The 26,695-nt window shown below is 70.6% G+C and carries 21 protein-coding genes; 6 read left to right on the top strand and 15 right to left on the bottom strand.

From position 1 onward, the window contains the following. Window positions 1-26: 26 nt before the first annotated feature. The 8 genes from HUT12_RS13020 to HUT12_RS12985 form a co-directional block, all read right to left on the bottom strand. Window positions 27-1,589, bottom strand: coding sequence for an Ig-like domain repeat protein (locus HUT12_RS13020; protein ID WP_176093538.1), 1,563 nt, complete (start codon window positions 1,587-1,589; stop codon window positions 27-29). Window positions 1,590-2,062: 473 nt separating this feature from the next. Next, the gene (locus tag HUT12_RS13015; RefSeq protein WP_176093537.1) at window positions 2,063-3,025 is read right to left on the bottom strand and encodes a LamG-like jellyroll fold domain-containing protein; all 963 of its coding nucleotides are present in this window, start codon (window positions 3,023-3,025) and stop codon (window positions 2,063-2,065) included. A gap of 487 nt (window positions 3,026-3,512) precedes the next feature. Then, window positions 3,513-3,815 (bottom strand): DUF1905 domain-containing protein, encoded by a 303-nt coding sequence (locus HUT12_RS13010; RefSeq protein WP_176093536.1) that lies wholly within the window; start codon window positions 3,813-3,815, stop codon window positions 3,513-3,515. A 157-nt stretch (window positions 3,816-3,972) separates the two neighbouring features. Beyond that, on the bottom strand, window positions 3,973-5,685 hold the full coding sequence (locus tag HUT12_RS13005; RefSeq protein WP_176093535.1) for a cellulose binding domain-containing protein: 1,713 nt from the start codon (window positions 5,683-5,685) through the stop codon (window positions 3,973-3,975). Between the two features lie 290 nt (window positions 5,686-5,975). Further along, on the bottom strand, window positions 5,976-6,947 hold the full coding sequence (locus tag HUT12_RS13000; protein WP_176093534.1) for a nitroreductase: 972 nt from the start codon (window positions 6,945-6,947) through the stop codon (window positions 5,976-5,978). Then, window positions 6,948-8,036, bottom strand: coding sequence for a hypothetical protein (locus HUT12_RS12995; protein ID WP_176093533.1), 1,089 nt, complete (start codon window positions 8,034-8,036; stop codon window positions 6,948-6,950). Beyond that, window positions 8,033-8,473: a DUF4188 domain-containing protein gene (locus tag HUT12_RS12990; RefSeq protein ID WP_176093532.1), complete on the bottom strand. Its 441-nt coding sequence runs from the start codon at window positions 8,471-8,473 to the stop codon at window positions 8,033-8,035. The genes HUT12_RS12995 and HUT12_RS12990 overlap by 4 nt, the downstream gene beginning before the upstream one ends. A gap of 2 nt (window positions 8,474-8,475) precedes the next feature. Continuing rightward, on the bottom strand, window positions 8,476-10,053 hold the full coding sequence (locus HUT12_RS12985) for a phenylacetate--CoA ligase family protein (RefSeq protein WP_176093531.1): 1,578 nt from the start codon (window positions 10,051-10,053) through the stop codon (window positions 8,476-8,478). Between the two features lie 251 nt (window positions 10,054-10,304). Between HUT12_RS12985 and HUT12_RS12980 the strand changes: the two genes are divergently transcribed. The 3 genes from HUT12_RS12980 to HUT12_RS12970 all read left to right on the top strand — a co-directional run bounded on the left by HUT12_RS12980 (window position 10,305) and on the right by HUT12_RS12970 (window position 14,750). Beyond that, window positions 10,305-11,885 (top strand): non-reducing end alpha-L-arabinofuranosidase family hydrolase, encoded by a 1,581-nt coding sequence (locus HUT12_RS12980; RefSeq protein WP_176093530.1) that lies wholly within the window; start codon window positions 10,305-10,307, stop codon window positions 11,883-11,885. A 236-nt stretch (window positions 11,886-12,121) separates the two neighbouring features. Then, on the top strand, window positions 12,122-13,387 hold the full coding sequence (locus HUT12_RS12975; RefSeq protein ID WP_254876803.1) for a ricin-type beta-trefoil lectin domain protein: 1,266 nt from the start codon (window positions 12,122-12,124) through the stop codon (window positions 13,385-13,387). 148 nt (window positions 13,388-13,535) lie between these two features. Further along, window positions 13,536-14,750, top strand: coding sequence for a DUF2786 domain-containing protein (locus HUT12_RS12970; RefSeq protein ID WP_254876802.1), 1,215 nt, complete (start codon window positions 13,536-13,538; stop codon window positions 14,748-14,750). Between the two features lie 147 nt (window positions 14,751-14,897). On the opposite strand, the gene HUT12_RS12965 is transcribed toward HUT12_RS12970, so the two are convergent. Together HUT12_RS12965 and HUT12_RS12960 are read right to left on the bottom strand one after the other, a co-directional pair. Further along, on the bottom strand, window positions 14,898-16,112 hold the full coding sequence (locus HUT12_RS12965; RefSeq protein ID WP_131053560.1) for a S8 family peptidase: 1,215 nt from the start codon (window positions 16,110-16,112) through the stop codon (window positions 14,898-14,900). A gap of 207 nt (window positions 16,113-16,319) precedes the next feature. Then, window positions 16,320-16,808: a MerR family transcriptional regulator gene (locus HUT12_RS12960; RefSeq protein WP_176093528.1), complete on the bottom strand. Its 489-nt coding sequence runs from the start codon at window positions 16,806-16,808 to the stop codon at window positions 16,320-16,322. A gap of 128 nt (window positions 16,809-16,936) precedes the next feature. On the opposite strand from HUT12_RS12960, the gene HUT12_RS12955 reads away from it, so the two are divergent. Then, entirely contained in the window at window positions 16,937-17,662 is a 726-nt protein-coding gene (locus tag HUT12_RS12955; RefSeq protein WP_131053558.1) for an SDR family oxidoreductase, read from the top strand. 15 nt (window positions 17,663-17,677) lie between these two features. Here the strand turns inward: HUT12_RS12955 and HUT12_RS12950 are convergent, their stop codons facing one another. Then, window positions 17,678-18,592, bottom strand: a complete 915-nt coding sequence (locus HUT12_RS12950) for an NADP-dependent oxidoreductase (protein WP_176093527.1) — start codon at window positions 18,590-18,592, stop codon at window positions 17,678-17,680. A gap of 100 nt (window positions 18,593-18,692) precedes the next feature. Between HUT12_RS12950 and HUT12_RS12945 the strand changes: the two genes are divergently transcribed. Then, a complete protein-coding gene (locus HUT12_RS12945) occupies window positions 18,693-19,616 on the top strand; it encodes an AraC family transcriptional regulator (RefSeq protein WP_176093526.1) in 924 nt (307 codons plus the stop codon). 154 nt (window positions 19,617-19,770) lie between these two features. Here the strand turns inward: HUT12_RS12945 and HUT12_RS12940 are convergent, their stop codons facing one another. The 4 genes from HUT12_RS12940 to HUT12_RS12925 form a co-directional block, all read right to left on the bottom strand. Continuing rightward, window positions 19,771-21,012, bottom strand: coding sequence for a VWA-like domain-containing protein (locus HUT12_RS12940; RefSeq protein ID WP_176093525.1), 1,242 nt, complete (start codon window positions 21,010-21,012; stop codon window positions 19,771-19,773). Continuing rightward, the gene (locus HUT12_RS12935) at window positions 21,009-22,253 is read right to left on the bottom strand and encodes a MoxR family ATPase (RefSeq protein WP_131053554.1); all 1,245 of its coding nucleotides are present in this window, start codon (window positions 22,251-22,253) and stop codon (window positions 21,009-21,011) included. The genes HUT12_RS12940 and HUT12_RS12935 overlap by 4 nt, the downstream gene beginning before the upstream one ends. A 61-nt stretch (window positions 22,254-22,314) precedes the next feature. After that, a complete protein-coding gene (locus HUT12_RS12930) occupies window positions 22,315-23,715 on the bottom strand; it encodes a hypothetical protein (RefSeq protein ID WP_176093524.1) in 1,401 nt (466 codons plus the stop codon). A gap of 367 nt (window positions 23,716-24,082) precedes the next feature. Continuing rightward, window positions 24,083-24,784, bottom strand: coding sequence for a CPBP family intramembrane glutamic endopeptidase (locus HUT12_RS12925; protein WP_176093523.1), 702 nt, complete (start codon window positions 24,782-24,784; stop codon window positions 24,083-24,085). A 233-nt stretch (window positions 24,785-25,017) separates the two neighbouring features. On the opposite strand from HUT12_RS12925, the gene HUT12_RS12920 reads away from it, so the two are divergent. Further along, on the top strand, window positions 25,018-26,694 hold the full coding sequence (locus tag HUT12_RS12920; protein ID WP_176093522.1) for a ricin-type beta-trefoil lectin domain protein: 1,677 nt from the start codon (window positions 25,018-25,020) through the stop codon (window positions 26,692-26,694). Window position 26,695: the final 1 nt, after the last annotated feature.

Raw genomic sequence — 26,695 nt, 5'->3', positions numbered from 1 at the left:
GGTCAACGGCCCACCGTGTTCATCGGTCAGCGCACCCGCAGCTTCTGGTGCACCTCTGCGGTGGGCGCGTAGGTCCGGTCACCGGAGTAGGCGACGTGCACCGCGTACGACCCGGCGGACAGCCCGCTGGTCGGCAGCTTCACGACGGCCTTGCCCTTGTTCAGCGTCACCACGTGCGTGCTGCCGGCGAAGGTCACGGTGATCTCGCCGGTCGGCGTCGGCGACTTCTTGTGCTTCTTCTGTGCCCGCACCTCGACGTCGAGGGTGAACGCGCGGCCGGCGGGGACCGACGCGGGCGCGGCCTTCGCCTTGACCTTGGCACGGGCGTCACCGACCGTGTCGGCACCCGTCCAGAGGTGGTCGCGGGCGAAGATCGTGAAGAGCTGGCTGGCGGTCATGCCGTCGTGCGCACCCGGGACCTGGGTGGTGTGGGCGGTGTACCCACGGGCGCGGAAGTTGTCGGCGATGGCGTTCTGGTTGTTGAGGTTGCCCTCGAACACGCCGTTGCCGAGGAACACGAGGAGGTCGTCGTCGCCGACCGCGTTCGCGACGTTGTCGTAGTCCTGGGCGCTCAGCGACGGGTTGCCGGAGAAGTGACCGTAGTACCCGAACGTGGTCGGGTAGCCGCGGATCACGTGGGCGCCGGTCATACCGCCGTACGAGAACCCGGCGTACGCCCGGCCGGACCGGTCGGTGGCGACGTTGTACCGGTCCTCGATGAGCGGCAGGATCGTCTGGACCAGGTTGTCGGCGGCGTTGGTCTGGTTGTACGACGCGAAGCCGAGGCTGGTGCCCGTGAAGTGGTTGCCCATGGTGACGACCACGGTGGGCTCGATCTCGCCCTTCGCGGTCATGTTGTCCAGGATGTTCGGGACGTTCGCCGGCACCATGAAGTCGGTCTCGTCACCGAAGATGCCGTGCGCCAGGTACGCCACCTTGTACGGCTGTGCGCGCTTGGCGTTGTAACCGGGCGGCAGGTAGACACCGAGGTAGTGACCGCTGTCGCCGAGGATGGTGGTGTACGGGACGTACCGGACGGTGCCCCGGTCCTTGGGCTTGGCCGGCAGCTCGTACTCGGCACGGCTCTTGAGCACCGGGTCGTTCTGCTTGGTCGCGTACGGCACGTACACGGCGTCGAGGACGTCGTTGTTCCGGGTCCGGAACGAGGACTCGCCCGGCGGACGCGGGTTCGTCGAGGCTGGGTCCCAGATGCGCTTGTTCTCCCAGCCCTGGGTCGGGTCCCAGACCCGGTACCAGTAGCTGATGCCGCCCGCGTGCAGCGGCAGCGAGACCGACCAGTTGCCCTTCTTGTCCCTGGTCATGTCGCGGAGGAACTCGGTCCCCCCGGCGTGGTACCGACCCGGCTGCCACTCCTCCGGCTGGTACCGGGTGTTGCCGGTGTTCACGTCGAGCAGGGTCAGGTCCCCGGCGAGGCGGACCTGCGTGGCGTTCGGGTTGCGGTAGACGAAGGTGACCGTGTATCCGGTCGGTGAGTGCTTGTCCGCCTTGACGGTCGCACCCTCCTTGGCCGCAGGCTTGGCCGAGGCGGCAGCCGGCGCGGAGACGACGAGGCCGACTCCGAGTGACATGGTCGCGAGCAACGAGACGGTACGCCTGAGCCTGCGCTTTCCGGTCTCTGTCTTCAACTGAGCACACTCCTCTACAACCGCTTCTCGCGGTGCTGTTCGGATCTCGTGGTCGTGTTCGGACCCTGGCTCTCGGCTCCGGCTTACTGCCGCCGGAGCCGCTGAAGGTGGGTGGGGTCTGCGCGACGAGGCGCGGGGTGGTCGGACATGGAGAGCCTCCTCGTGGGCCACGTGGGCTACTGCCCGGTGGGGGTATGACCCGTTTCGGTACTCTGTGGATCTGGTCCTGTGCTAAATCGAATTAGCATCGGTAGTGTGGCGGGGGTCGCCTTTCGATGTCAAGAGTGTTCCAGGGCCGTTACGTCTCAGGTCGCTCCTGGTCACGGCCGTGCGGGGATCGACGCACCGTCACCACGGAGTCGTCTCGGCTTCCGATCGGGGGCCGGCTCACGTGTCCGGCGATCGCGGCGACGCCGTCACTCGTAGATGCGGAAGTTGTCGAACTCGAAGGCACCGCGACTCGTCGCGATCACCCCGGCGGTGCCGTCCGGGAAATCGACGGCGTCGACCGTCTTCACCTTCGTGCCGTTGATATAGAGATCGAGCTGATCGCCCTTGCCGACGATGGCCAGACTGTTCCAGCCCTCGGCGGTTATCTTCTCGGAACGCTCGGTCAGGCGGTAGGAGAATCCGAGGGTGTCGCTGCGCGCCACGAACGAATAGGTGCCGTCTCCGGAGAGCAGGAAGGCGTAGTACCGCTTCGGCTGACCGGACCACCGGTACATCAATCCGGCCGCGCTGGTGGAGAGGGCCCGGTCCGCGATTCGTACGTCGACGGAGACCGGCCTGTCGGTCATCTCGACCGGCACCCGGTCACCGGCGTTGGTGGCGTTGATCCAGATGTAGCGCACCCGGCTGGCGTCGGTCCGGTTGGAGAGGCGGAACAGACCCTGGACGGTGTCGATCTCGCTCCGCCACACGTCGTCGTCGCCGTCCTCGGTGTCGACCCAGAGCGCGTACCGCGCCAGGACCTCGTCCGGATCGCTGACGGTCGAGGTGAACGGCTCGGTGAACAACGCGTGCCGGAACGGGTCCGACGGCTGCTCCTTCGGAATCAGCGCCGCGATGCCGGCGACGATCCCGACCAGGCCGCCGACGATGCCGATCAGCCCCGGAACCGACCTCAGCGCGCGACGGAGTCGCTGTCGCCGGGGGCGCGTCACCGCGGTGTCCGTCCCGGCCGGGTTGGTCTCGGTCGGGTTGGTCCCGGTCGGGTCGGCGTCCCGCTCCCCGGTGGCGGACGGAGTGCGTGGCTCGACGATGTCGGGGGTGTCGTGCGGAGTGGTCAGGTCGCTCTCGGCGGTTTCTGCCGACGACAGCGGAAGGTCCGCTCGACGTGCCCCGTCGTCGTCGAGCGGCGAAGGATGCTCACTTCTCATGAGCGGCATTCCTTTCCGGTCGTCGTCAGTGGAATTTCCGCGATGTCGACGGGGAGTCGAGCCGCCGGAACGGCGGTGCGATTGAATCGTAGCGAGACGCGTCGGTAGTGCGGGAATTCGACGGGAATGCGACCCGGAGAATGCGCCCGTACGCGCGCGATCGACGGCGCGTCACTCGATCGCGGGCGGGGAATGGTCCATGATCTGTCAGCCACTCGGCGGGTGGCGGTAGGAGCCTTCCATGGCGCACCGGTCGCTCGACCGGGGCACCGAGGAGATGCCCTTATGTCGTCGTACGTCTATGTGTTGTTCCTGAGATCGCCGTGCCGCTGCGCGGTACCCACGGTGACCGGGGGCCCTCAGGCCCTGCGACCCGGCCCTGCCCAACGGCACGTCGCTCCCGGTCCGACCCGGTGACGACTTCGGCGTGGCCCACTCCGGCCCGTGGTGGTCGCGGCCCCGACCAGCTCCGACGACACCGCCCTCATCAGTGGTCGACCAGTTCGACGGTCACGGTGGCGGTGTCGCCCACGTCGAGCGCCTCGGCGGTGCGGACGGCGCGCTTGACCGGGAGGACGTAGCAACCGCGTGCGCTGTCGGGGAACACCGAGGTCGTCCACCGGCTGCCGCCGATGGCGGCCCGGACGCGTACCGCACCGAAACCCCGACGGGTCCCGCCGGAGCGCTCGCGGATCTCCTCCGACGCCCCGACCGGCAGGCTGACGAAGGTCCAGCTCTCGTCACGCCGGGCAGCCCAGGTCCACAACTCACTGTCGAACGTCACGATCACGACGGTCAGCATCACATCCGGGACCGACAGTGCCGACGCCCCGCCGGTCGAAGGTCGCTCGCGAACGGTCGCAGCGACCGCCCACGGGCGGACGCCCGACGGCCCCTGCGTGGCGCGCGGTCCTCGCGCGCCACGCAGGGTGTGGACATGTCGTCGCTCAGTGGGTCAGGACGACGGTGGAGATGCTGCGCGCGCCCACGTTGACCGAGACCTGCCCGCCGTTGACGCTGGTCGGCTGGCTGGCCGCGTTGGCGCTCAGCGAGGTCAGGTAGTGCTCCGCCCGGGTGACGGACTGCGGCACCTGGATCACGGCGTTGTTGACCGCGCTGGTCGAGCGGTTGAGGATCACCAGCGTGGTCTTGCCGCCACCCTGGTACGCGGTCACCTCCAGCGGTGCGGCCTTGGAGCTCTTGGCCAGGGCGACGCGCTGGTAGCCGGGGCGGACGTACTTGGAGTACTGCGAGAAGGCGTATCCGCGCTTGAGCGGTGCGCCGGCCGTGGTGCCGAAGGCGGCCTCGCCGTCACCGATGAAGGAGTAGTAGCGCTTGCCGTACCACCAGACGTAGGCGGTCCAGTTCGCCTCCATCGACCGGTGCACCGTGCGCATGATGTCGTCGAGCGTCTCGTTCCAGACCGTCTGGTTGCCCGGGTTGCCCCAGATGTTGGAGCCGTTGCCGTCGGCCGCGTGCAGGTTCCACTCGGTCATCCAGACCGGCTTGTTGTGCTGGTCGGCCAGCGGGTACGACCGCAGCCGCCCAGCCGCCTCGGTGCCGTACAGGTGACCGCCGATGTAGCCGATGTTGTTGCGGGCGGTGGTGTCGTTGAGCGTCGGGTCGGTGTAGGTGTAGTTCAGGTTCACCGCCTCGGCGACCATCAGCTTGGTGTTCTGCACCCGTGTGCCGTGGTCACGGACGAAGTTGCGCAGCTCGGTGCCGCTCCAGTCCATCGAGTCGTAGTCCGGGTGCCAGTCCGGCTCGTTCTGCACGGAGGTGACGTCGATCGTCACGCCCTGCCCGCGCATGTACTGGACGTAGCTGTTGAGGTGGTTGGCGTAGTCGTCGTAGTAGTCGGTCCGCAGCTTGCCGCCGTTGACCCGACTGTTGTTCGTCTTCCACGCCGCCGGGGCCGTCCACGGTGAGGCCAGGATCTTCACGCCCGAACCGGAGGCCTTGGCCGTCTTCAACGAGTTCACATGCGTCGCCCACTCGCTCGACACCGGCGACAGACCGGTCCGCACGATGGACAACCCCAACTGGTTGGCGCCCATCCCGACCAGTGTCTGCGTCTCGGCGGTCGACCACGCGCTGCCCCAGATCGACTGCGCCGCCCCGAAACCGTCGACCGTCTGGTGGCGGGTGGCGTTGTTGACCGTGATGTCCGCCGCGCCGGTGGGTGGCGGGGTGGTGGGTGGCGGGGTGGTCGGCGGTGGCGTGGTCGGCGGCGGGCTGGGGATGGTGCCGCCGGTGCAGCCCACCCCGTTGAGCGCGAAGATGACCGGGGCGGGGTTGCTGCCGGTCCAGGACCCGTTGAAGCCGAACGAGGCGGTGCCGTTGGTGGGGATCGTGCCGTTGTAGCTGACGTTCTGGGCGGAGACGGCGGCGCCGCTCTGGGTCACCGTGGCGTTCCACGCCTGGTCGATGGTCTGCCCGGCGTCGAAGCGCCAGGTCAACGTCCAGTTCGTGACCGGATCACCGTTGTTGGTGATGACGACGTTGGCGCCGAATCCGCCCTGCCACTGCGATGCCACCGTGTAGTTCACCGTGCAACCGGCTGCCGCCGCGCCGGCGGGCATCGCTACGGCGACTCCGGCCGACGCCAGGAGTACGGCACCGGCGGTCACCCGGGCGGCATTGTGTGTGAACGCTCTCATTCGTCTTTTCATCGCTGCTCCGGTCTCCTCGGAATGGGATGCATCGACCTGCCGTCGGTGACGACGCAGAGACGGGAGCGCTCCCATGGCGCGGCGGGGGCCGCCCAGTTGCGCCCGGGACGGGGGCGGTGGTGAAAGCGCTTGCCAGATCGGCCTGAATGTATGCCGCGTCAACGATCGATGTCAATGTTGCGACGCGTCGCCTCCGAGGCGGCCGTCCGCAACCCGGATGTCGCGCCGGGCCGCGCCCGAGGTGTGCAAGGAAGGGCCCCCTACTAACGCCTGGTGTATTACAAGGGTCCCTTCCTTACATCTGGGCGGCGGGCGGAGCGGGGTGCCGGGTGGGTGGGGCGGCCCACCCGGGTGACGTGCAGCAGCCGCTCCGGCGCGACGTCCAGGAGCGCGCCGAGCGCCGACCGGGTGGCCGCGACGTCGACGAGCTGGCTCAGCGGGTGCGCCGCCAGCCCGGCCGCGTGCAGCGTCAACCAGCAGCGCAGCAGCACCCGCCCGAACTCCACCTGCCCGGCCGGGTCCAGGGCCGCCGGGGCGATGAGGACCACCACGTCGCCGCCTCGGGCGAGCGGATCGTCGGCGGCGGCGAGCAGCCTCGGCAGCCACAGCCGGCGCAGCGCCGGATAGCTGGCCAGCGCCGCGCGCAGCCCGGTCGCGGCAGGACGGGACAACCCGAGGCAGCGGTCGGTGAGTCCGTCGGCGTGGTAGTCGGGATGCGCCGGGGTCAGGCGTAGCCAGCGGCGCAGCTCGGCGACGACCGCCGGGTCCGCGTACACCTGCCGGTCGGCCTCGCGCAGCAGGCCGCCGAGGCGGTCGGCGCGCGGCACGGTCCGGACGCCGCCGCCGGCCTGCCGGGCGACCGCGTCCACCGCCGCGAGCGCGTCGCTGTCCGGCCCGCCGACGAAACCGCCCCGATGGGTACGCCGATCCCAGACCTCGGTGGTGCGGAAGGGCGTCGGGTAGCGGCTCGGCGCCGACCGGAACCGCCCCACCCACGGGTCGTCGTGGTCGGCGACGTACTCCATCGGCAGGCCGGCGTCGGCGGCGACGATCAGGCAGGTCTCCACGAACGCGCCCAGGGAGAGGCGCAGGTCGCGGCCGGTGGGGTCGGCCGCCGGCAGGGTGTACGCCGGGTCCCACCCGACCCGGATCTGTCCGGGCTCGTAGCGCAGCCGCCACGGCTGGGTGTTGTGTGCGCTCGGCGCCCGCCAGCACAGTGGTTCGAGCGCGCGGAACGCGGCGACGTCCACCTACCGCTCCTTGGCATAGAAGGTGTAGCCGTGCAGCGGGCGGCCACCGAGCCGCCGGTACTGGGCCGCCGACGCCGGGTTGTCCCGACCGACGTAGGTGCTGCGCAGCGCGGTGTAGCCGGCGGTGTGCAGGTTGTGGTGCAGGTGCGTGGAGAGCAGCCGCTGGTAGCCGCGCCCCTGGTACTCCGGGACCACGCCCTTGACGATCAGCACCGCCTCCCGCCGGTAGCGGCGGCGGGTGCCGAGCAGCCGGATCTGGTTGACCAGGTGCAGGTCGCCCCGGACCGCCACCATGAACTCGCTGATGTCCGGTACGCAGAGCGTGAACGCCACCGGCTGACCGTCCCGCGTCAGATAGAGCAGCAGTGACTCGTCCAGCAGGTACGCCAGCCCGTCGGTCTGCCGCCGGAGCTGCCAGGCGCAGATCGGGGTGTAGTACCCGAGCTGGGCGAAGGAGTCGTTCAGCATGCCGCGAAGCAGGTCGAGTTGGTCGTCGAGACGCCGTACGTCGCCCCGGTGCAGCTCGATCCGCGCCCCGTCCGGATCCACGCGCACCGGGGGCGCCGGCTCGGCCGGGGTGGGCACCGGGCAGATCCAGGTGTCGGACTCGAACCGGCGCTGGAACCCGTACGCCTCGTAGGCGGCGGCGTAGTGCGCCGGGTTCCAGGCGCTGTCGACGAAGCCGCGTTCCGCGTACCCGGAGGTGATCACGCCACCGGCCTGGTTGGGCAGCAGCGCCACCGGGCCGAAGAGCAGGTCCCGGTCGGGATCGGCGTGCGCGGAGATCGCGTCGAACAGCGGTCGGGCGGCCGGGGCGGTGAACTCGGTCAGCCCGAAGAGCTGGCACCGGCGGCCGATCTTGGCGTCGAAGGCCGCGTCGATGTGCAGGGTGGTCCGTCCGACCACCGTGCCGGCGGCGTCCCGCAGCACGTACATCGGTATGCCGTCCTGCCACCACTGCCGGATCTGCTGGCGGGGGATGGGCACGTGGCGCGGCTCGTCGGCGTAGAGGCGGTCGGCGAGCCCGAGGAACTCCCGCAGCCCACGGCGGCAGGTGACCCGTTCGAAGCGGTACGCACCGGAACTCACCGGATCACCGCCGGGCCGGTCGTCTCCGCGCCGAGCGGAGTGAACGTCTCGATGTGGCCCATCTCCGGCGCTTCGGCCCGCCAGGTGCCGTTGGAGTACCCGTCCGGCGAGGCCGAGTAGAGCCGGATGAACCCGGCGGTGGCGTTGCGGGTGCCGTCGGTCAGCCACACCATCAACCGCCGGTGGTGACGGGTCCGCGCGAAGCGCAGCATCGCGTCGCGGTCGGTGAAGAACGCGATCGTGCCGAGCGTGAGGGGGAACTGCCAGTAGACGGTGTGCCAGCAGTAGCCGGACATCCGGCGCATGTCGCGGACCATCCGGAACCAGTCCGGGGCGAGCCGCAGCAGCACCAGCGGGTTGGCGTAGCGGGTCCCGCCGATGAACATGGCGCCGGCGCGGGCCTGCGCGGGCGCGCGGGAGAAGTCACGGGTACGCATGATCACCTCACCAGGTAGACGTTCTTGATCTTCTGTTCGCCGGCGAACGGGCCACTTCCCGGCTCGTGCAGCTCCACCCGCAGGTCACCGGCGGTCGGGTCTTCGAGCAGCGACTGCGCGAAGTCCCGGGAGACGGAGGTGAGATGCCGGCGTACCCCGCTGCGGCAGGCGGCGACGAGTGCGTCGCGCTCCGGCGCGGCCAGCGGGCGGCGCAGTTCGATGTGGATCACGGGTCGGGTCTCCAGCGACGCGTCCTCGACCAGGGTCAGGCAGAAGCGGTTGATCTCGGCGGCGTGCGGGTTGCCGGTGTAGAGGCCGTACTCGACGTCCTGGGGGTACAGGTTGGCCCCCAGGTAGGAGACGGTGGAGTCGCGCCGGCCGAACAGCAGCAGCACCGGCAGGGTCATCCGCTCCACCGAGACGGCCGTGCGGAACTCGGCCCGGCGGACCGGGTCGGCGTGCGCCAACTCCACGATCCGCTGGTACGGCACCAGCACCGCCTCGTCGCCGACGTTGTAGCGCAGCCGGGGCTGGAGTACGTCGCCGGTGACCGTGCACACCAGCTCCCGACGGTCGTTCGTCTCCAGATAGGTGGCGAACGGGTTGTACTGGAACACCATCGGCAACCGCTGCTCGTCGGCGCCGAGCAGCTCGGCCCGCAGCCCACGGTCGGTCTGCAACCGCCGCCGCAGCCACACCGTGAACCGGGTCTCGGCACCGATGCCGATGGTCAGGTCCGACGCCCCGTACGCGGAGCGGACCAGGGCGAACCGCTGCTCCAGGTAGTCGCGCAGCGCCTCGGTCATGCCCTCGCCCCCGCAACTGGCGAAGACGCGGTACTTTCCCCACTCGAAGCCACCGGCGTCGAGCCGGTCCCGCAGGTGCTTGAGGAACGGCGGGTAGGCGGTCACCAGGTAGTCGTAGTCGGGGCCGAACTCGTGCAGCGTGTCGACGATCTTCCCGAGGTCCGGCCCGGTGTTCTTCACGACCGCGATCCGGGACATCGCCGCGCCGGTCGTGGTCCCGGTGGCCCAGGCCCCCATCGAGTACGCGTTGATGACGAACGGTCGACGCATCGGGAAGACGAGTCCGGTGTAGCCGGCGATGTCCCGGTGCACCGCGCGCAGTTCCTGGTCCCCCCGGGGCCAGTTGAACGGCCGCCCGGACGAGCCGGCCGACTCGTCGACCACCACACCTCGGGACGGCATGCGTCCGTGCCAGCACCGTGCGGCGGCGCCGTAGGCGGTCACGTACCCGTGCTTGTCGGTCTCCGGGAAGTCGGCCAGGCGGCGGCGGGTGCGGGCCGGGCGGGTGCGCAGGAAGGACCGGTACGCGGGGACCTGCCGGGCGGCCCGTTCGCAGACCGCCTGGGCGTTCGCCGCCGCCAGCCGGTCCAGGAGCGGGTGGTGCCGCCGGGCCAGCCAACGCCATCCGGCGGGGTGGCGACCGGCGAGGCGGGTCAGTGCGGCGACCGCCCGGCCGCCGGTCGCCAGCGTCGTCTGTCGGCACCGCGCGGCCAGTGCCGGCAGCGGCGACTCGGCGGTACCCAGGGCGATGTGTCGGTGCGGCAGTTCGGCCATGTGGCCATCCTGTTCGCGTCGACGCGTGGACACCTGAGCGCGCGAACCGGAGTGCGGTGAGTACGCGTACCCAGGCGTGGGTGGGCGTCTGCACCGGTCGCGGTGGGTGCGAAAACCCGAATGTATCCATCGCCGTCAAAGGTTGAGGCGTTGGGAGCGCTCCCGTAGCATCCCTGACACGCATGTTAACGCTCACCTAACAATGACCCTCGCAAATGCGTTGGTCTACTCCGTGCTGGGAAGGATGCTTTATGGCTAGATCCAGAATGGTCAATGCCAGTCTGGCGTCGGCCGGTGTGGCGATTCTGGCGACGTCGGCAGTGGCCGTCGTCGCACCGCCGGCCGGCGCCGCAGCGGCAGGTTGTTCGGTCACGTACTCCGTGGCGTCGCAGTGGCAGGGTGGATTCGGCGCCAACGTCTCGATCACGAATCTCGGTGATCCGTTGACCAGTTGGACGTTGACGTGGTCCTTCGGCGCCGGGCAGACGGTGACGCAGTCGTGGAACACCACGCTGACGCAGAGCGGTGCGGCGGTGACCGCGAGGAACGTCAGCTACAACGGCTCGATCCCGACCAACGGCTCGGTGTCCTTCGGGTTCAACGGCTCCTGGACGAGCAGCAACCCGGCACCGACCAACTTCGCCCTGAACGGGGTGGCCTGCAACGGAGGCACGACCCCGACGACCCCGCCGCCCAGCACGCCGCCCCCGACCACGCCGCCCCCGACCACGCCGCCGCCGTCGGGTAACTGCTCGCTGCCCTCGTCGTACCGGTGGTCCTCGACCGGCGCGTTGGCGCAGCCGCGGTCGGGGTGGGTGTCGTTGAAGGACTTCACCCACGCCCCCTACAACGGCCAGCAGCTCGTCTACGCCACCACCCACGACACCGGCACCAGCTGGGGGTCGATGAACTTCGGCCTCTTCTCGAACTGGAACCAGATGGGCTCGGCCAGCCAGAACGCCATGCCGTTCTCCGCCGTCGCCCCCTCACTGTTCTACTTCGCACCCCGCAACGTCTGGGTCCTCGCCTACCAGTGGGGCGGCCCCGCCTTCTCCTACCGCACCTCCACCAACCCCACGAACGTCAACAGTTGGGGACCGGCGCAGACCCTGTTCACCGGATCCATCTCCAACTCCGGCACCGGCCCCATCGACCAGGCCCTCATCGGCGACAGCCAGAACATGTACCTCTTCTTCGTTCTGGCCTACCAGTGGGGCGGCCCGGCGTTCTCCTACCGCACGTCGACCAACCCGGCGGACGTGAACAGTTGGGGGCCGGCGCAGACCCTGTTCACCGGATCCATCTCCAACTCCGGCACCGGTCCGATCGACCAGGCTCTCATCGGTGACAGCCAGAACATGTATCTGTTCTTCGCCGGTGACAACGGCCGCATCTACCGGGCCAGCATGCCGATCGGGAACTTCCCCGGCAGCTTCGGCTCCAACTACACCACGATCATGACCGACACCACCAACAACCTCTTCGAAGGCGTACAGGTCTACAAACTCCAGGGCGAGAACCGGTACCTCATGCTCGTCGAGGCCATCGGCTCCCAGGGACGCTACTTCCGCTCCTTCACCGCCACCAGCCTCGGCGGCACCTGGACCCCCCAGGCCGCCACCGAGAGCAACCCCTTCGCCGGTAAGGCCAACAGCGGCGCCACCTGGACCAACGACATCAGCCACGGCGAACTACTGCGCACCAACGCCGACCAGACCATGACCGTGAACGCCTGCAACCTGCAACTGCTCTACCAGGGCCGTTCACCCAACTCCGGCGGCGACTACGGCCTCCTGCCCTACCGCCCCGGACTACTCACCCTGCAACGCTGACCGCGCGCAGGTCCGGCTAGGGCACAGCCGGCGCGGGCGGGTCCGGTGCATACCGGACCCGCCCATCCCACACCCACCCCCACCACCAGGAGGTATCGACAGTGCGAGGACATGCGCCCCCTCCCCCGCCCTCGGGGATCACTGACGCTCACCGAGCGTCCCCCGGCGTTCGGGGACGGCTGTTCACGCTCGCCACCGCCGGACTCGCCGCCGCCGTCGGCTTGCTCACCATCACCATGGCGACCGGGTCGGCGTCGGCCGCCGACAACCCGTACCAGCGGGGTCCGGACCCCACCCGGAACAGCGTCGCGGCCGAGAACGGCCCCTTCGCCAACACGTCGGTCAGCGTCCCGTCCGGGAACGGCTTCAACGGCGGTCGGATCTACTACCCGACCGACACCAGTCAGGGCACCTTCGGTGCCATCGCGATCTCGCCGGGATACACCGCGCTGTTCTCCGCCGAACTGGCGTGGATGGGACCGTGGCTGGCCTCACACGGTTTCGTGGTGATCGGCATCGAGACCAACAGCCGCAACGACTTCGACACGGCGCGCGGCACCCAGTTGCTCGCCGCTCTGGACTACCTGACGCAGCAGAGCACGGTCCGCAACCGGGTCGACCCGAACCGGCTGGCCGTCGCGGGTCACTCGATGGGCGGCGGCGGGGCGCTGAGCGCCGCGATGCGACGCCCGTCGCTGAAGGCGGTGGCCGGCATCACGCCGTACTCGCCGTCGTCGAATCTGGCCAACGACCGGGTGCCCACGATGATCATCTCCGGACAGGCGGACACGGTGGTCACCCCGTCGTACGCGCTCGGTCTGTACAACAGCATTCCGGCCACGACGGAGAGCGTCTACCTGGAGGTCGCCGGTGGCGACCACGGATTCATGGTCGGCCGGTCGAACCCGGTGCTGATCCGGACCATGCTGCCGTTCCTGAAGACGTTCGTCGACAACGACGCCCGGTACACCCAGTTCCTCTGCCCGCTGGTGGACAACAGCGGGGTGGTCACCTACCGCAACACGTGCCCGTTGTTGCCGCCGCCGACCGGTACGCCGACGCCGACCCCCACCACGCCCGGGCCGACGACGCCGCCGCCCACCACGCCGCCGCCCGGCTCCGCCAGCGAGATCGTCGGTACGCAGTCCGGCCGGTGCGTCGACGTCCCCAACTCGTCACGCACCAACGGCACCCGCGTCCAGCTCTACGACTGCAACCGGCAGACCAACCAGACCTGGACCTACAACACCAGCACCAAGCAACTCCGCGTCTACGGCGACATGTGCCTCGACGCCGCCGGCACCGGCAACAGCGCCGCCGTCCAGATCTACGCCTGCCACAGCCAGACCAACCAGCAATGGAACATCAACACCAACGGCACCATCAGCGGCGTCCAATCCGGCCGCTGCCTCGACGCCTGGAACACCACCAACGGCGCCCAGATCCAGCTCTACGACTGCCACGGACAGACCAACCAGCAGTTCCGCCTCGCGGCCAGATGATCATGACTGGCCCCGTCGGTACGCAGGTCTCCAAGCTGCGCAGCCGGGTCCTACACGTCTGAGCGCCAGATGAAACGGGCGGGCTCGATCATGTCGAGCCCGCCCGTTGCCGCGTACGTCCGACTGCGGGCTCCGTAGGCTTGGGCTGGTGACATCTGTGCGGGAACGGATCAGGGCGGTTCTCGCCGGGGCGGTCGACTACGAGGCGGGGCTGGACGCGCTCACCGTCACACCGTCGGTCGACGTCGACCCGGCGCTGGTGGCGGCGAGGGACGAGGCGTTCGCGCGGCTGTGGCGGGGCGGATGGCAGCCGGCCGAGCTGCACCGGGTGGTCGCGCGGCGGGGCCTGCCGCGCCAGGCCGACCTGGTGACCGACGCGGTCGCCGCGTACCTGCGACGGTTTCCCCGGACCACGGTCGACCGGCGGTGGCTGGCGCAGGCGGACGCCCTCGGGGCGCAGGTCTGGTGGGCGGACGACGCCAGGTATGTCGACGCGCTCGTGGCCCGCTGGCGGCTCGACCGGGTGGCCGTACTCGATCTGGTGTTGGGCCTGCTCGCCATCCTGGCCGCGCTCCCGCCGATCGAGGTACTCGTCCCGCCGCCCGGGTCCGCCGCCGCACCCGTCGCCGGGCCGGGATCGTCCCGGATCGACACCCGGCTGCTGGACCGGGTACGCGCCCTGCTGGCCAAGGCGGAGTCGACGACCTTTCCGGCCGAGGCGCAGGCGTACACCGCCAAGGCGCAGGAACTGGTCACCCGGCACAGCCTGGACGAGGCGCTGCTGGCAGCGCGGAGCGGTGACGCGTCACCGGTGGTGCCGTACGCGCGCCGGATCGGCGTGGACCACCCGCACGACGGGGAGAAGGCGTCCCTGCTGGCCGCCGTCGCCAAGGCGAACCGCTGCCACACGGTCTGGTCGCCGGAACTGGCGTTCAGCACCGTCTTCGGGTTCGACACCGACATCGACGCGGTGGACCTGCTCTACACCTCGCTGCTGGTGCAGGCGCACCAGGCGATGGCCCGGACCGAGCCGCCGGGCGGTAAGGCCGGTCGGAGCCGGTTGAAGGCGTACCGTCAGTCGTTCCTGGTGGCCTTCGCCGACCGGATCGACGAACGGCTGACCGCCGCGGCGCAGGTCGCGTTGGCGCAGGCCACCGATCGACGGGACGGGAACGGAGCGAGCGACGCGAGCGACCTGCTTCCGGTGCTCGCCGCGCGGGACGAGCAGATCCGCGAGACCATGCGACGGGTCTTCCCGGACACGGTCCGGTCCCGGGCCATCCGGGTGGACAGCCGCGACGGTTGGGAGTCCGGTCGGCAGGCCGCTGACCGCGCCTCCCTGCCGTCCGACACCAGGCGGTGACGGGATGTCCCGCCCGTCCGAGCCCACCGCACCCCGTTGGCACAGCAGGTGCAGGTTCCTGGCCCACACGCGTCGGTCGACGGCGGGCGGTTCTGGCGACAGGACGACCGTCCGCACCGGGTCACGGCGCGGACGGTCGCCTCGCGATCAGCTCCCGAAGGTGCCGATGTAGAGCAGGCGGTTGGGTGAGCCGGCTCCGGGGTTGACGACGACGTTCGGGGTAGCGGCGGCGACGATCGCCGCGTTCACGGTCGCCGGCGACGCCGACGGGTTGTTCCGCAGGTAGATCGCGGCGGCGCCGGCCACGTGCGGGGCGGCGAACGAGGTGCCGCTACCGGTGTACGTGGCGGTGTTGCTGGTCCGCCACGCGGCGGTGATCGACACACCCGGGGCGAACAGGTCCAGCGCGGTGCCGTAGTTGGACCAGGTCGGCCGGGTGTCGGTGCGGTCGGTGGCACCGACGGTCAGCGCCTCGGTGACCCGGGCCGGTGAGGTGCCGGTGGCCGGTACACCGGAGTTGCCCGCGGCGATGGCGTAGGTGATGCCCGCGTTGATGGATCGCCGGACCGCAGCGTCGAGGGTGGTGCTGGCGCCACCGCCGAGGCTCAGGTTGGCCACCGCCGGCCGGGTCGCATTCGCGGTAACCCAGTCGACACCGGCGATGACACCGGCCGTGGTGCCGGAACCGCTGTTGTTGAGCACCCGGACCCCGACGACGGTGGCGTTCTTGGCCACCCCGTAGGCGCTCCCGGCGGCGACCGAGGCGACGAAGGTGCCGTGCCCGTTACCGTCGTCGGTGTTGTAGTCGTTGTCGACTGCGTCGTAGCCGTGCACCGCCCGGCCGCCGAAGTCCTGGTGGCTGATCCGGACTCCGGTGTCGACCACGTAGATCCGCACCCCGTTGCTCGGACCGTAGGTGAACGACTGGTTCAGCGGCAGGTTCCGCTGGTCGATGCGGTCGAGACCCCAGGACGGCGGATTCGGCTGGGTCGCCAGCGCCTGTACCCGCTGGTTCTGCTCGACGTAGGCGACGGTCGGGTCGGCCGCCAGCCGACGGGCGGCCCGCTCGGTGAGGGTGGCGGAGTAGCCGTTGACCGTCCGCCCGTAGAGCCGGTCGACCTGGCCACCGCCGTACCGGGTGGTGACACGCTCCGCGCCGGCACGGGTGAGCTGCTGCCCGTCCTTGAGTACGACGATGTAGCTGCCCGCGACGGCGGTCGGCAGGTCGGCGCCGAGAATGGTGCCGGTGACCGGCGTGGCCGCCGCCGGGTTGACCCCGGCCGTGGCGAGTAGTGCACCCGCGAGCGTGGCGGCGCCCAGAATACCGAGCCGGCGGCGGGTGGCGAGGTGGGTGAGCCTCACGTGGCTGCTCCTTCCTGGGCCGGCCGTGGCAGCGGCCGGCGCATGCCGCACACAGTCCAATGTGGACGACGGTGCGCGGTATCCCTTGTGATGCACCGGGTTCGGTGCGACACCCAGGCTAGGGAAGGATGAGCCATCGATGGTTGCGGTTGCTTTAGGCTTCTGTTGCCGGCTTGCTCCAGCCGTAACGAAACGACCTGTGACAGGTCAGGTCGCCCGGCCGGCGGAGACGGTCGTCTGGTTGCCGGCCATGAGACGTCCCGGCGCGTCACGGTCAGGGGCGACCGGCGTGGCCGCATCGCCGGGGTGGTGCGGCGTCCAGGGCGGCTCACGCAGCGCAGGACAGTGTTCGGCGGTCGGGTGGTTCGCGATGTCGATCATGCGGTCGAGGGCGTCGCGGGCGGCGGCGAGGTCGGCCATGGCGGCGGTGATCCGGTCACGTTCGACGGCCAGCAGCGCGAACGCCTCGCGCGATCCGTGTCCGGCGTCGACGTAGGGCATCAGCTGCAGGATGGACCGGCTGGGCACACCGGCGGCGAAGAACTGTTGGATCAACCGGACCCGTTCGACGGCTGATTCGGGATAGGTGCGCTGGCCCCTGGGGCTCCGCTCCGACGTGAGCAGACCCTGCTCCTCGTAGTACCGCAGCGCTCGCGTACTCACGCCGGAGCGCCGCGCGACGTCACCGATCCGCATCCACGTCCTCCTTCGGCTCCACAATCCGACTTGCCCTTGACGTCAACGTCAGCTTTTACCGTAGTCGACGTCGGGCCGGACACGGTCCCACCCCATCCCGAGATGACCAGGCAGGGAGCACGGAACCCATGAACATCGCCGACCAGATCGCCCTCGTCACCGGATCCAACCGTGGAATCGGCCGCCAGTTCGTGCTCGAGCTGCTCGAACGCGGAGCGCGCAGGGTGTACGCGACGGCCCGTCGCCCCGAGAGCCTCGGCTTCGCCGACAGCCGCGTGGTGCCGCTGCGACTCGACCTGCTCGACCACGAGTCCGTCGTCGCCGCCGCAGCAGCCGCGCGTGACGTCACGCTTCTCGTCAACAACGCCGGCATCGCGACCGGCGCCCCGCTCGTCACCGGTGAGATCGCCGAGGTCCGCCGCGAGATGGACACGCACTTCTGGGGCACCCTCGACGTGATCCGCGAGTTCACCCCCGTACTCGCCGCGAACGGCGGTGGCGCGATCGTGAACGTGCTCTCGGCACTGTCGTGGTTCGCCGGCCCGGGTACCGGCGCGTACTCCGCCGCCAAGGCCGCCGAGTGGAACATGACGAACGGTGTACGCCTCGAACTGGCCGCCCAGGGCACTCTGGTCCAGGGCGTACTCCTCGGTGCCGCCGACACGGACATCACGGCCGACTACGACGGACCCAAGATCGACCCCCGTGACGTCCCGCGTCGATCGCTCGACGGGCTGGCCGCCGGGTCGATCGAGGTGATCGTCGACGACTGGACCGCGATGGTGAAGGCGTCCCTCGCCGACGACCCGGCCCCGTTCTACACGCGGGTCACCGAGATGCTGGGCGCCAGCTGAGCTACCCGGCCCACCTCACGGAACAAGGATCGTCTTGCCCCGGATGTGTCCGGCCTCGGCGTCGCGGTGCACCGAGGCCAGGTCGGCGAGAGGACGCGACGCAGCGATGTCGAGACGGACGGCCCCGGCGTCGACCAGGGCGACGAGGGCGGCGAGGTGACGGGTGTCGTTGCGGGCCACGAAGCGTACTGCCCTCACCGCCGACCCGGCGGGTGCCGTCAGCGCGCCGGCGGCGGACACGACGACGCCTCCTGGGCGCACCAGCGACATCAGTGCCGCGGCGTGCCCGGCACCGACCACGACGACGTTGACGATCACGTCGACCGGGCCATCGAGCGCGTCACGGAGGGGCGTGTTCGTGTAGTCGACGATCTCGTCGGCTCCGAGGTGACGGACCACTGCGGTACTGCGCGGGCTGGCCGTGGCGATGACGTGGGCACCGACGTGCTTGGCGAGCTGGACCACGAACCCGCCGACGCCACCGCCCGCTCCGTTGACCAGTACCCGTTGCCCTGGAGTGATGCCCGCGTGCGCGAACACCGCCTGCCAGGCCGTGACACCGGCGATGGGGATGGCGGCGGCGTGCGGGAGGGGAACGGTGGTGGGCGCCGCCACGACGGTGTCGGCGGCGGCGGTGACGAACTCGGCCGCGGCACCGCCCGTGTCGAGACGTCCGACGACCCGGTCGCCCACGGCGAGGGTGTCCACACCGTCGCCGAGCTCGACGATCGTGCCGGCGACATCCCCGCCGAGGGTGTACGGCAGATCCAGCGGGAAGACGGCACGCAGCAGTCCCCGGCGCAGCCCGATGTCGGACGGATTGAACGAGGTCGCGGCGACCGTGATCAGCACCTCGTTCCGGCCCGGCGTCGGGCGCGGCACGTCCTCCTCCCGGATGACCGAGGCATCGCCGTACTGGTGGATTCGCATGGCTCTCACCACTCGAACCTATGGCGGCGCCCGAAGACGATCCATGCTCTGTAGTCCCCCATTCATACTCGATCGTCCTCGCGGCGATATCCTGGCCCCGATGGACGTACTCAGCGACGTGATCACGGTCATGCGAGCCGGCCGGCCGCGCTCCGCGCGGATCGCGTGGTACGCCCCGTGGGCGCAGCGGTTCGCACCCGTACCCGGCTCCGCCGGTTTCCAGATCGTCCTCCAGGGGCCGTGCTGGCTCATCGCACCGGACACCGACCCGGTGCCGCTTGCCGCCGGGGACATCGTGTTCCGGCCGCACGGTCCGGGCCACACGCTGGCCGACAGCCCGACGACCTCACCCACCGCGCCCGCCTGCGACCCGAACGACCCTGGCCTGTCGCGCTACGTCTCGGACGTCGGCGACGCCGCTGCCACAGTTACCCTGTGCGGCGCGTACGAACTCGATCCGGTCCATACGCATCCGCTGCTCGACGACCTGCCCGCGCTCATTCACCTGCCCGCGCACCTCGGGCGACACCCGGAGCTACGCGCCACCGTGGACCTGCTCGCCAGCGAACTGGAACGGCCCCGCCTCGGCACCGACGCCATCATCCCGGCACTACTCGACACCCTGCTGCTGCACATCCTGCGTGCCTGGCTCGACCGCAACCCGTCCTCGCCGACCGTGGCAACGGGCTGGGCGGCCGCACTCAACGATTCGGCCACCGCCGCCGCACTACGGGCCATCCACAGCGACCCCGCCCGGCCGTGGACCGTCGCGGCACTCGCCGCCGAGGCGGGGCTGTCCCGAGCACCGTTCGCGCGCCGTTTCACCGCGCTGCTCGGCCAGCCGCCGATGACCTACCTGGCCTGGTGGCGGATGACCACCGCCGCCCGGCTTCTCCACCAGTCCGACACGCCGCTGCGCGGCATCTCGGAGCGAGTCGGCTACACGTCGGAGTTCGCGTTCGCCGCCGCTTTCAAACGCCGGTACGGCACCTCCCCCGGCAGATACCGCCGCGCCGGGCGGTAACGACAGCGGTCCGCGGACGTGCGTGCGGACGTCAACGCGTCCACCAGGATGCCCCCGTTCCGATCCACGACGCCCAGAGTGTGGAACCACGGCTGTTCTCGTTCAGCTCCAGCGCCTGCTGCACGACGCGCAAGGCGTCACGCCCCGACGCCGGTCACCGCGCGGTGGGAGCGGATCCGATCGTGACCACGCGCGCCCACTCCGGCGGGGAGTCCGGCCGGTAGTCCGGGTCGTCCTCGTTCCACCTGACGGCGCGGTCGAATCGCCCGACGACGGTACGGCAGGGCGGCCGCGAGTCCGGCCAGGGCGTCTGCCCGTCGGTCAGCACCACGATGGCGTCCGGGCGTGGACTCTGTCGAAGCGCGCGGACGAAGCCGGTGCGCAGGTCCGTACCACCTCCACCCACCAGCGGGATGTCCTCGGCTCGGCACATCGCACGGACCACTTGCGCCGACGCGTCACAGGGCAGCACGGTGACCAGGTCACGGCGACCGCCGACGGACCGGACGATCGCGGCGACCTCGAGCAGGGCCGCGCCCAGTTCGAGGTCGCTGACCGAACCGGAGGTGTCGATGATGACGCAGACCCGTGGAGGCCGACGCCGCAGCGCCGGCATGACCACACCAGGCATGCTCGCGGAGCGCCGCGACGGCCGGCCGTAGGTGTAGTCCTCGCCCACGCCCGCTGCGGAGACCGCCGAGCGGACCGCCGCTCCCAACAGGTCCCGCCACGGTTGTGGTGGATGGAATGCCTGCTCCGCCCACCGCCGCCAGCCCCGGGGGGCGTTTCCCGGTCGGCCGGTGATGCCCTCGGCCACCCGGAATCGCACGGCGTCGCACTCATGCGGACTCAGCGCGGGTGCGCCGTCCGGTCCGAGATCCCAGTCCCGGTGCCGTCCGTCGGCACCGCTGCCGCAGTCCAGCCACGCCCAGTCCTGGGTACGCGGCCCGAGTCGGAACTGTCGCAGGTAGTCCTCCATCAGCTGCCCCTCGGGCAACAGCAGATGACTCGGTTCGACCGCACCTGCGGGACGGGCCAGCCCGTCGCCGAAGACGTCGTCGTTGATCTCGCAGTCTGCGGCGATGTTGATCCGCAGTCGCTCCCCCGGCCCTGTCAACTCGCGCGTCCGGGCCACCCGGTCGCCGCGTCCATGGTGGTCCCGCAACAGATGTGACACCTCGTGCACCCAGACACCGGCGAGTTCCTCCACGGAGGTCCGGTCCACGAACGCCGGTGAGACGTAGCACCGCCATCGCGGGTCCACCGCCATCGTCGGGACCCGTCGCGCTTCGACCACGTGCAGAGCGAACAGCGCCGTCGCCAGATAGGGCCGGACCCGGACGGCGTGCAGCCGGGCGGTGAACAACTTGTCCCGGTCCAGCGTTCCGGCGCTCACCGAGCGGTCCCTGCGGCGGCCGCGACTCGGGCCGCCGCCTGGTCGGCCCGCCGGGACAGGGACACCACCCCGGTGAGCCGATCCATCGCGGCGGGTACGTCCCAGTCTTCCTGGCGGAGTCGGGCGAGGGTGGAGGCGGGTACGACCACCAGGTCCGGGGCGCCGGTCTCCAGCGCTCCGGCCAGCAACTCCCAGGCAGCATCCCAGCGGGCTCGCTCGGGACGCCGCCGCACCGCCTCCACCACGGCGTCGAGGACGCTCTGGCGCAGGTCGCCTCGCTGCGGCAGGACGGCGGCGGCCGGGTCGGCCAGCAGGGACTCGGGATCCGGCAGGTCCATCCGATCCATGCTGGCCAGGAGTTCCAGTCCCGGGCCGTCGCCCACGGCGCCTCGGACCAGCATCGACAGGACGTCCCGGGAGACGTCGGCCGCCGTCGCGAAGGCGAGCAGGCGCAGGGCCATCTCCCAGCTGCGGGGCGACGGCCACGGACCACCACGACCGGTCTCGTTCGTGGGCAGCCGGTGGACGAGGGCCGGGCGGGTCGACAGGAGTCCGCACACCGCACGACGGGCGAACGCGACGGCCTCCGACAGCCGCTGCGGATCGAGTCGGGGCATCGTCGCCCGAGGCCACGTGCCTCCGAGGCCACGGACGACGACCTGCTGGTCATGGGTCCACTGCAGGTGGACGAAACGGTTGGCCAGCGGTGCGCTCAGTTCCCAGCCGTCGGCGGCCGAGGACCGTGGATTGGCGGCGGCCACGATCCGCACCTCGGCCGGCAGGTGCAGGCTGCCGATCCGCCGTTCGAGCACGAGACGCAGCAACGCGGACTGCACGGCCGGCGGGGCGGTGGACAGTTCGTCCAGGAACAGCAGGCCGCGACCACTGCGGACCAGACGCACGGCCCAGTCCGGCGGTGCCATCGGGACACCCTGGGTCGCCGGGTCGTCACCGACGACCGGGAGTCCCGAGAAGTCGGACGGCTCGTGGACGCTGGCGATCACCGTGGTGAGCGGAAGGTCCAGGGTGGCAGCGAGTTGCGTCAGCGCGGCGGTCTTGCCGATTCCCGGTTCACCCCAGAGCAGCACCGGCAGGTCGGCGGCCACGGCCAGGGTCAGTGCCTCCAACTGGGGGTCGTCGCGGGTCTCGGTGGTGGTGTCGCGCAACAGTGCGATGAGGTCGGCGGCCACGCCGAGTTGTGCCGCAGGTGCGGACTCCGCAGGGTGACGAGCAGGCAGCATGTGAGATCACCTTGAGATCGTGACGGGCCGGCCGGGAGCCGGATGGGGGCAGTCCCGCTGGTCAGCGGGGGATAGCGTGACGTGGGTGGGAGCGCCGGGCGCGTTTGGGCTGCCAGTCTCGGACGCTGGTGCCGGGCCCGCGTCCGGTCAGCCCGGCGCGGAACAGGCCAAACGTGATCCGGCGCAGGGCGGCGTTGTCCAGTTCCTGCCGTAGCTTCCCGTCGGGCAGGAGCGCGTCCGGCCCGAGTAGCGCCTCGACGGCAGCCAGCGCTCCGGCGGTGTCGCCGTGGTCCAGGCGAGCGCGGATGTCGGGAAGGGACTCCGGTCGGCGACACGCTTCGTCGATCGCCTGTAGGCAGGGCAGCGGGGTGCCGGTCAGCGCGACCAACAGTCCCTCCCGGTGAACTTCAGCCGGGTCGTGGTCGAGTGGTGTGAGAACGCCGTTCACCAGACCGATGCGGTGCCAGGCGCCCCGGCACCTCACGAGATGTGGTGACGCCTTCTGGTGCGGCGATGCCGGGGTACCGACCGTGGGATGATCGGGCGCGAGCGCGGAGGCCACCAGCGGGTGGAGGCGGTCAGCCTCGATCAGTCCCCGTTGCAGCAACTCCACGTCAGGCGTCATCCAGGTCGCCGCATGGGGCAGCACCGGCAACCCGGCGACACGACCGGCCCGTGGCGCTCCGACGATGTGTGCCGTGGGTGGTCGCGGGTCCGTTCCTGCCGGTGCGAGGTCCAGCAGCAGGCGACGTCGAGGACTGAGGCGTACCGTCACGGCACCGCTGGCGCCGCCCTCGACTTGGAGCAGCAGGGCCGCTTCGCGCGCCCACTGGCGCACCGCGTAGCCGCCCTGCCCCAGCGCGTCCCATGTCGGGTCAGCGCGCATCGGGTGGTCGGTGTCGGAGACGTCGCGTCGGGCGCCCGACCGGATCCTCAGTTCGTCGGCACGGCGTACGTCCCACAGGTGACGGTGCAGGTCGAGGCGGAACCGACGGTCGGGGCGCGGATGCGGGTGAGCGCAGTCGCGCCCGGCGCGGGAACCGGTCCACAGCGCCAGACCGATGCGCTGGCCCGCGTCCGCCCAGGCCGGTGGCGTCCGGGCGACGAGGTGCACCGGCTCGGCGTCGGCGTGGTCGGCCGGACCGTATCGCGCCAGCGAGATGGTCAGGCCCGGACGCAGCAACCCGTCGGGGGCGATCCTCGGCATGTGCCAGCGCAACAGGTCAGGTGCGAGATGCCGGAGGTCAGCCCGTATCCGGGCGGCCAGGTCACGGCCATGACGGTGCACGACGGCCCGTAGGTCCAGGTCGACGTCGACTCGGGCGGCAGCGCATGCGCCAGCCCAGTCGCCGACGAGACGACGCGCGGTCGCAGCTTCGATCATGGAGGGCGGTACGGCGTACTCGCGTACCCGACGCCAGAGGGAGAGGCGGGAATCCGCATTCGCGGCCGGGGAGCGCATCAGCACTCACCTTGCACGAACGGGACCCCCAATCTGCGAGGAGGATTCATCGCGGCGGAGCATAGCGCCGTGCCGTGACCCACGCCAAGGCCCTAAGGGCGCTGCGTCGGCAGTAAGACCGTGGAACAGGAGGTCAGAGGCCGGGGACTGTGCTCCGAGTTTTCGTGGTGGACGACATACCGCCTGCGGCATCCTAGGAAGTCATCCTGGTTCGCGCATCCATGAAGGGCCCGCCATGGGACCGGCGAACGATATGCGGAATCGTTGGACGTCCCGCCTCTTCACCGGGTGTGATGTGGCGGACCAGTGCCGCCCTCTCAGGAACCCGTGCCTCAGGTCTGGGCGTCTCGGAGGGCTGACGGGTCGCTCATGACGCGCCTGCCACGAGCAGGGCAAGCACCTGCCCGAGCAGGTTGTTGGTGACGTGCACCGCGACGGCGGGCCAGATGGAGCCGCTGCGGCGGAACACTTCGGCGGCGACCAGGCCGACGACCAGGGCGGTCACGAAGACGAGGTTCAGGCCGTGCATCAGCGCGAAGATCAATGAGCTGCCGACGACACCGACGACCGCGCCGTAGCGCAGCAGCGCCGTGGTGACGATCCCGCGAAACAGGAACTCCTCGCCGATGGGCGTCAGGACCGCCAGGAACAGGAACGACAGGATCAGCGTGAGGATCCCGCCACCGGCCGCGTCGAGATACGGCTGCTGGATGTTCTCGGCAGGTCCGGTGAGGTAGTAGACCGCGGCGGCTACGATCCGGGAGACGACCAGGGCGACCAGGCCACCCGCCACCCCGATCAGCAGCCAGCGGCCGGTCGTCGGACGGACACCGAGGTCGCTCCAGTTCGTGGAGCGGATGCGCGCGGCGGCGGCGAATGCGATGAGACCGGCGACACCCGAGAGGGCGGCCAGAATGAGGCCGGACGTGACCGGGCTCAGCCCGTCCGCGGCTCCGGTCTGGTCGAGGGCGATGGGGAGTCCGTAGCCGACCAACGCCATGACGGCCAGCCCGACGAGGATCTCCGGCCAACCCGGCCGCTTCGTCTGCACCACCGTGTCCACCGCCATCGCGAGCCTCCACTGTGTATCTGGACTGAGCCGAGGCAGATAGTTGCCTTTCTTGTCCTATCCCAAACCGAACGATTCGGACCTTGCCGAGTGTGCCGTCGAGCAACGTGCTGCGGGCGGGACCGTACGGCGGCCATGGTGGACAGTAGGCTTCGATTCAGGGCGATCGGCCGTGAACTTCGATCGACTCGCGGGCGTAGTAGGCAGCGGATTCCATGACGAGGAGGGTCGCTGTGCAGGTGACGTCTGGCGCCGACGCCATCCGTCGGATCGGCAACCTGGCCGCGTCCCTGTCCAGGCGCCTCGTTGCCCGCTACCGCCGGCTGGACGTGCGACTGCGTCGGGCGGTCGCGATCACGGCAGTGCTCACCATGCTCGGGGTCTCCGCCGTGGCGGCCAGCATCGGCACCGCCACCGCCGAGCCGGCCGTCCTGGTCGGCAAGGACGTGCCGGCCGACCAGGCGACGGCGATCGTCGCCGCGGCACTGTCGTGCCCCGCGCTCACCCCGGCGCGCCTCGCCGGTCAGGTGATGGCGGCGTCGGGTTTCGAGGTCAACCAGCGCTCCACCGCCGGAGGGGCCGGCGTGGCCGCCCTCACCGAGGCGACGTGGCAGCGGTGGGCCCCGTGGCCGCAGGCGCCCCGGCTGGACGCCGCCGCCAACATCCTGGCCCTCGCCCGGCACATGTGTGACCTCGTCGGCCAGCTGCGGCACGCCGGTGTCAGCGGCGATCCATGGCGGTTGGCGCTGGCCGCGTACCACTCCGGTGCCGACGCGGTCCGCGCGGCCGGTGGGGTGCCGGCGTCCGCCGAGGACTATGTCGCGACGGTCGCCGCCTATGCCGAGGGCTACGCCGGGCGGTCGGACCTGGCGGTGACCGTCGAGCCGACTCCGCCGCCGCGTCCGGTCGAGGCCGCGCCGACGCCGGGTACCGCGCCCCGACCGGTACCCGCCGCCTACCTCGACCTGGTGCTGGCCGCCGGGAAGGTCTGCGCGACGGTGACCCCGGCCCGGGTGGCGGCGCAGCTGATGGCGTCGTCGGGCTTCAACCCCAATCTGCTCGGCCCCAACGGCGGGCAGGGAATCGCGCAGTTCCTGCCGGCGATCTGGGCCCGGTACGCCGCACCGTCGGCCTCGCCGTGGGACCCGACCGTGGCGATCCCGACCCTGGGACGGGCGATGTGCAGCCTCTCCGGCGAACTGGCCGGCCTCGGGACGGACCCGTATCCGATCGCGTTGGCCGCCTACCACTGGGGCACGACGGTGGTGCAGCAGGCCGGTGGTGTGCCGGACGCGGCCGGACTCCGCGATTTCACCGGCATGGTGCTGGCGTACGTCGAGCACTACACGCGGGATGCGCGGCTCGGTGCGCCCCCGGCCACGCCGACCGCTGGCCCGAGGTCGGGTGGCCCGTCGGCACCGCCGCTCGCCGACGCTCCCCCGCCCACCCCGCCGGCCGCACCGACGCCGGATCTGCCGACCCCGGCCCGGGCGACCCCGACGCGTACGACGCCGCCGCCGGCGACGACCGCGGCCAGCTACCCCGGACGTCCGATGATCGGTTGGGAGAACCGGTGCGTGGAGGTGCCGGGGGCCAGGTCGGTGGATGGTGCCCAGTTGCAGATGGCGCGGTGTGTCTCCGGCAACGTCGGCCAGAAGTGGTCGTTCAGCAAGGGCACGATGATGGCGCTCGGCAAGTGCATGGACCTGGCCTGGGCGGGCACCACCGACGGCACGGCGATCCAGCTCGCCGACTGCAACGGTGGCTGGGCCCAGCAGTTCCGGCTGACCAGTGCGGGCGACATCGTCAATCCGCACACCGACAAGTGCGTCGACATCCGGGACTGGGGCACCCGGCTGCAGTTGTGGACCTGCTCGGGTACGGCCAATCAGAAGTGGCGTCGGGGCTGAG

The organism is Verrucosispora sp. NA02020 (genome assembly GCF_013364215.1).
GTDB lineage: Bacteria > Actinomycetota > Actinomycetes > Mycobacteriales > Micromonosporaceae > Micromonospora.
This window is presented reverse-complemented; position numbering and strand designations above follow the sequence as displayed.

Excerpts from the sequence above, each read along its gene's own strand:
- HUT12_RS12985 (WP_176093531.1), bottom strand. The coding sequence starts at position 10,053 with ATGGCCGAACTGCCGCACCGACACATCGCCCTGGGTACCGCCGAGTCG.
- HUT12_RS12950 (WP_176093527.1), bottom strand. The coding sequence starts at position 18,592 with ATGCGAATCCACCAGTACGGCGATGCCTCGGTCATCCGGGAGGAGGAC.
- HUT12_RS12975 (WP_254876803.1), top strand. The coding sequence starts at position 12,122 with ATGGCGACCGGGTCGGCGTCGGCCGCCGACAACCCGTACCAGCGGGGT.
- HUT12_RS13020 (WP_176093538.1), bottom strand. The coding sequence starts at position 1,589 with ATGTCACTCGGAGTCGGCCTCGTCGTCTCCGCGCCGGCTGCCGCCTCG.
- HUT12_RS12960 (WP_176093528.1), bottom strand. The coding sequence starts at position 16,808 with ATGCGGATCGGTGACGTCGCGCGGCGCTCCGGCGTGAGTACGCGAGCG.
- HUT12_RS12930 (WP_176093524.1), bottom strand. The coding sequence starts at position 23,715 with ATGCGCTCCCCGGCCGCGAATGCGGATTCCCGCCTCTCCCTCTGGCGT.
- HUT12_RS12980 (WP_176093530.1), top strand. The coding sequence starts at position 10,305 with ATGGCTAGATCCAGAATGGTCAATGCCAGTCTGGCGTCGGCCGGTGTG.
- HUT12_RS12925 (WP_176093523.1), bottom strand. The coding sequence starts at position 24,784 with ATGGCGGTGGACACGGTGGTGCAGACGAAGCGGCCGGGTTGGCCGGAG.
- HUT12_RS12955 (WP_131053558.1), top strand. The coding sequence starts at position 16,937 with ATGAACATCGCCGACCAGATCGCCCTCGTCACCGGATCCAACCGTGGA.
- HUT12_RS12945 (WP_176093526.1), top strand. The coding sequence starts at position 18,693 with ATGGACGTACTCAGCGACGTGATCACGGTCATGCGAGCCGGCCGGCCG.
- HUT12_RS13005 (WP_176093535.1), bottom strand. The coding sequence starts at position 5,685 with ATGAGAGCGTTCACACACAATGCCGCCCGGGTGACCGCCGGTGCCGTA.
- HUT12_RS12990 (WP_176093532.1), bottom strand. The coding sequence starts at position 8,473 with ATGCGTACCCGTGACTTCTCCCGCGCGCCCGCGCAGGCCCGCGCCGGC.
- HUT12_RS13015 (WP_176093537.1), bottom strand. The coding sequence starts at position 3,025 with ATGAGAAGTGAGCATCCTTCGCCGCTCGACGACGACGGGGCACGTCGA.
- HUT12_RS12935 (WP_131053554.1), bottom strand. The coding sequence starts at position 22,253 with ATGCTGCCTGCTCGTCACCCTGCGGAGTCCGCACCTGCGGCACAACTC.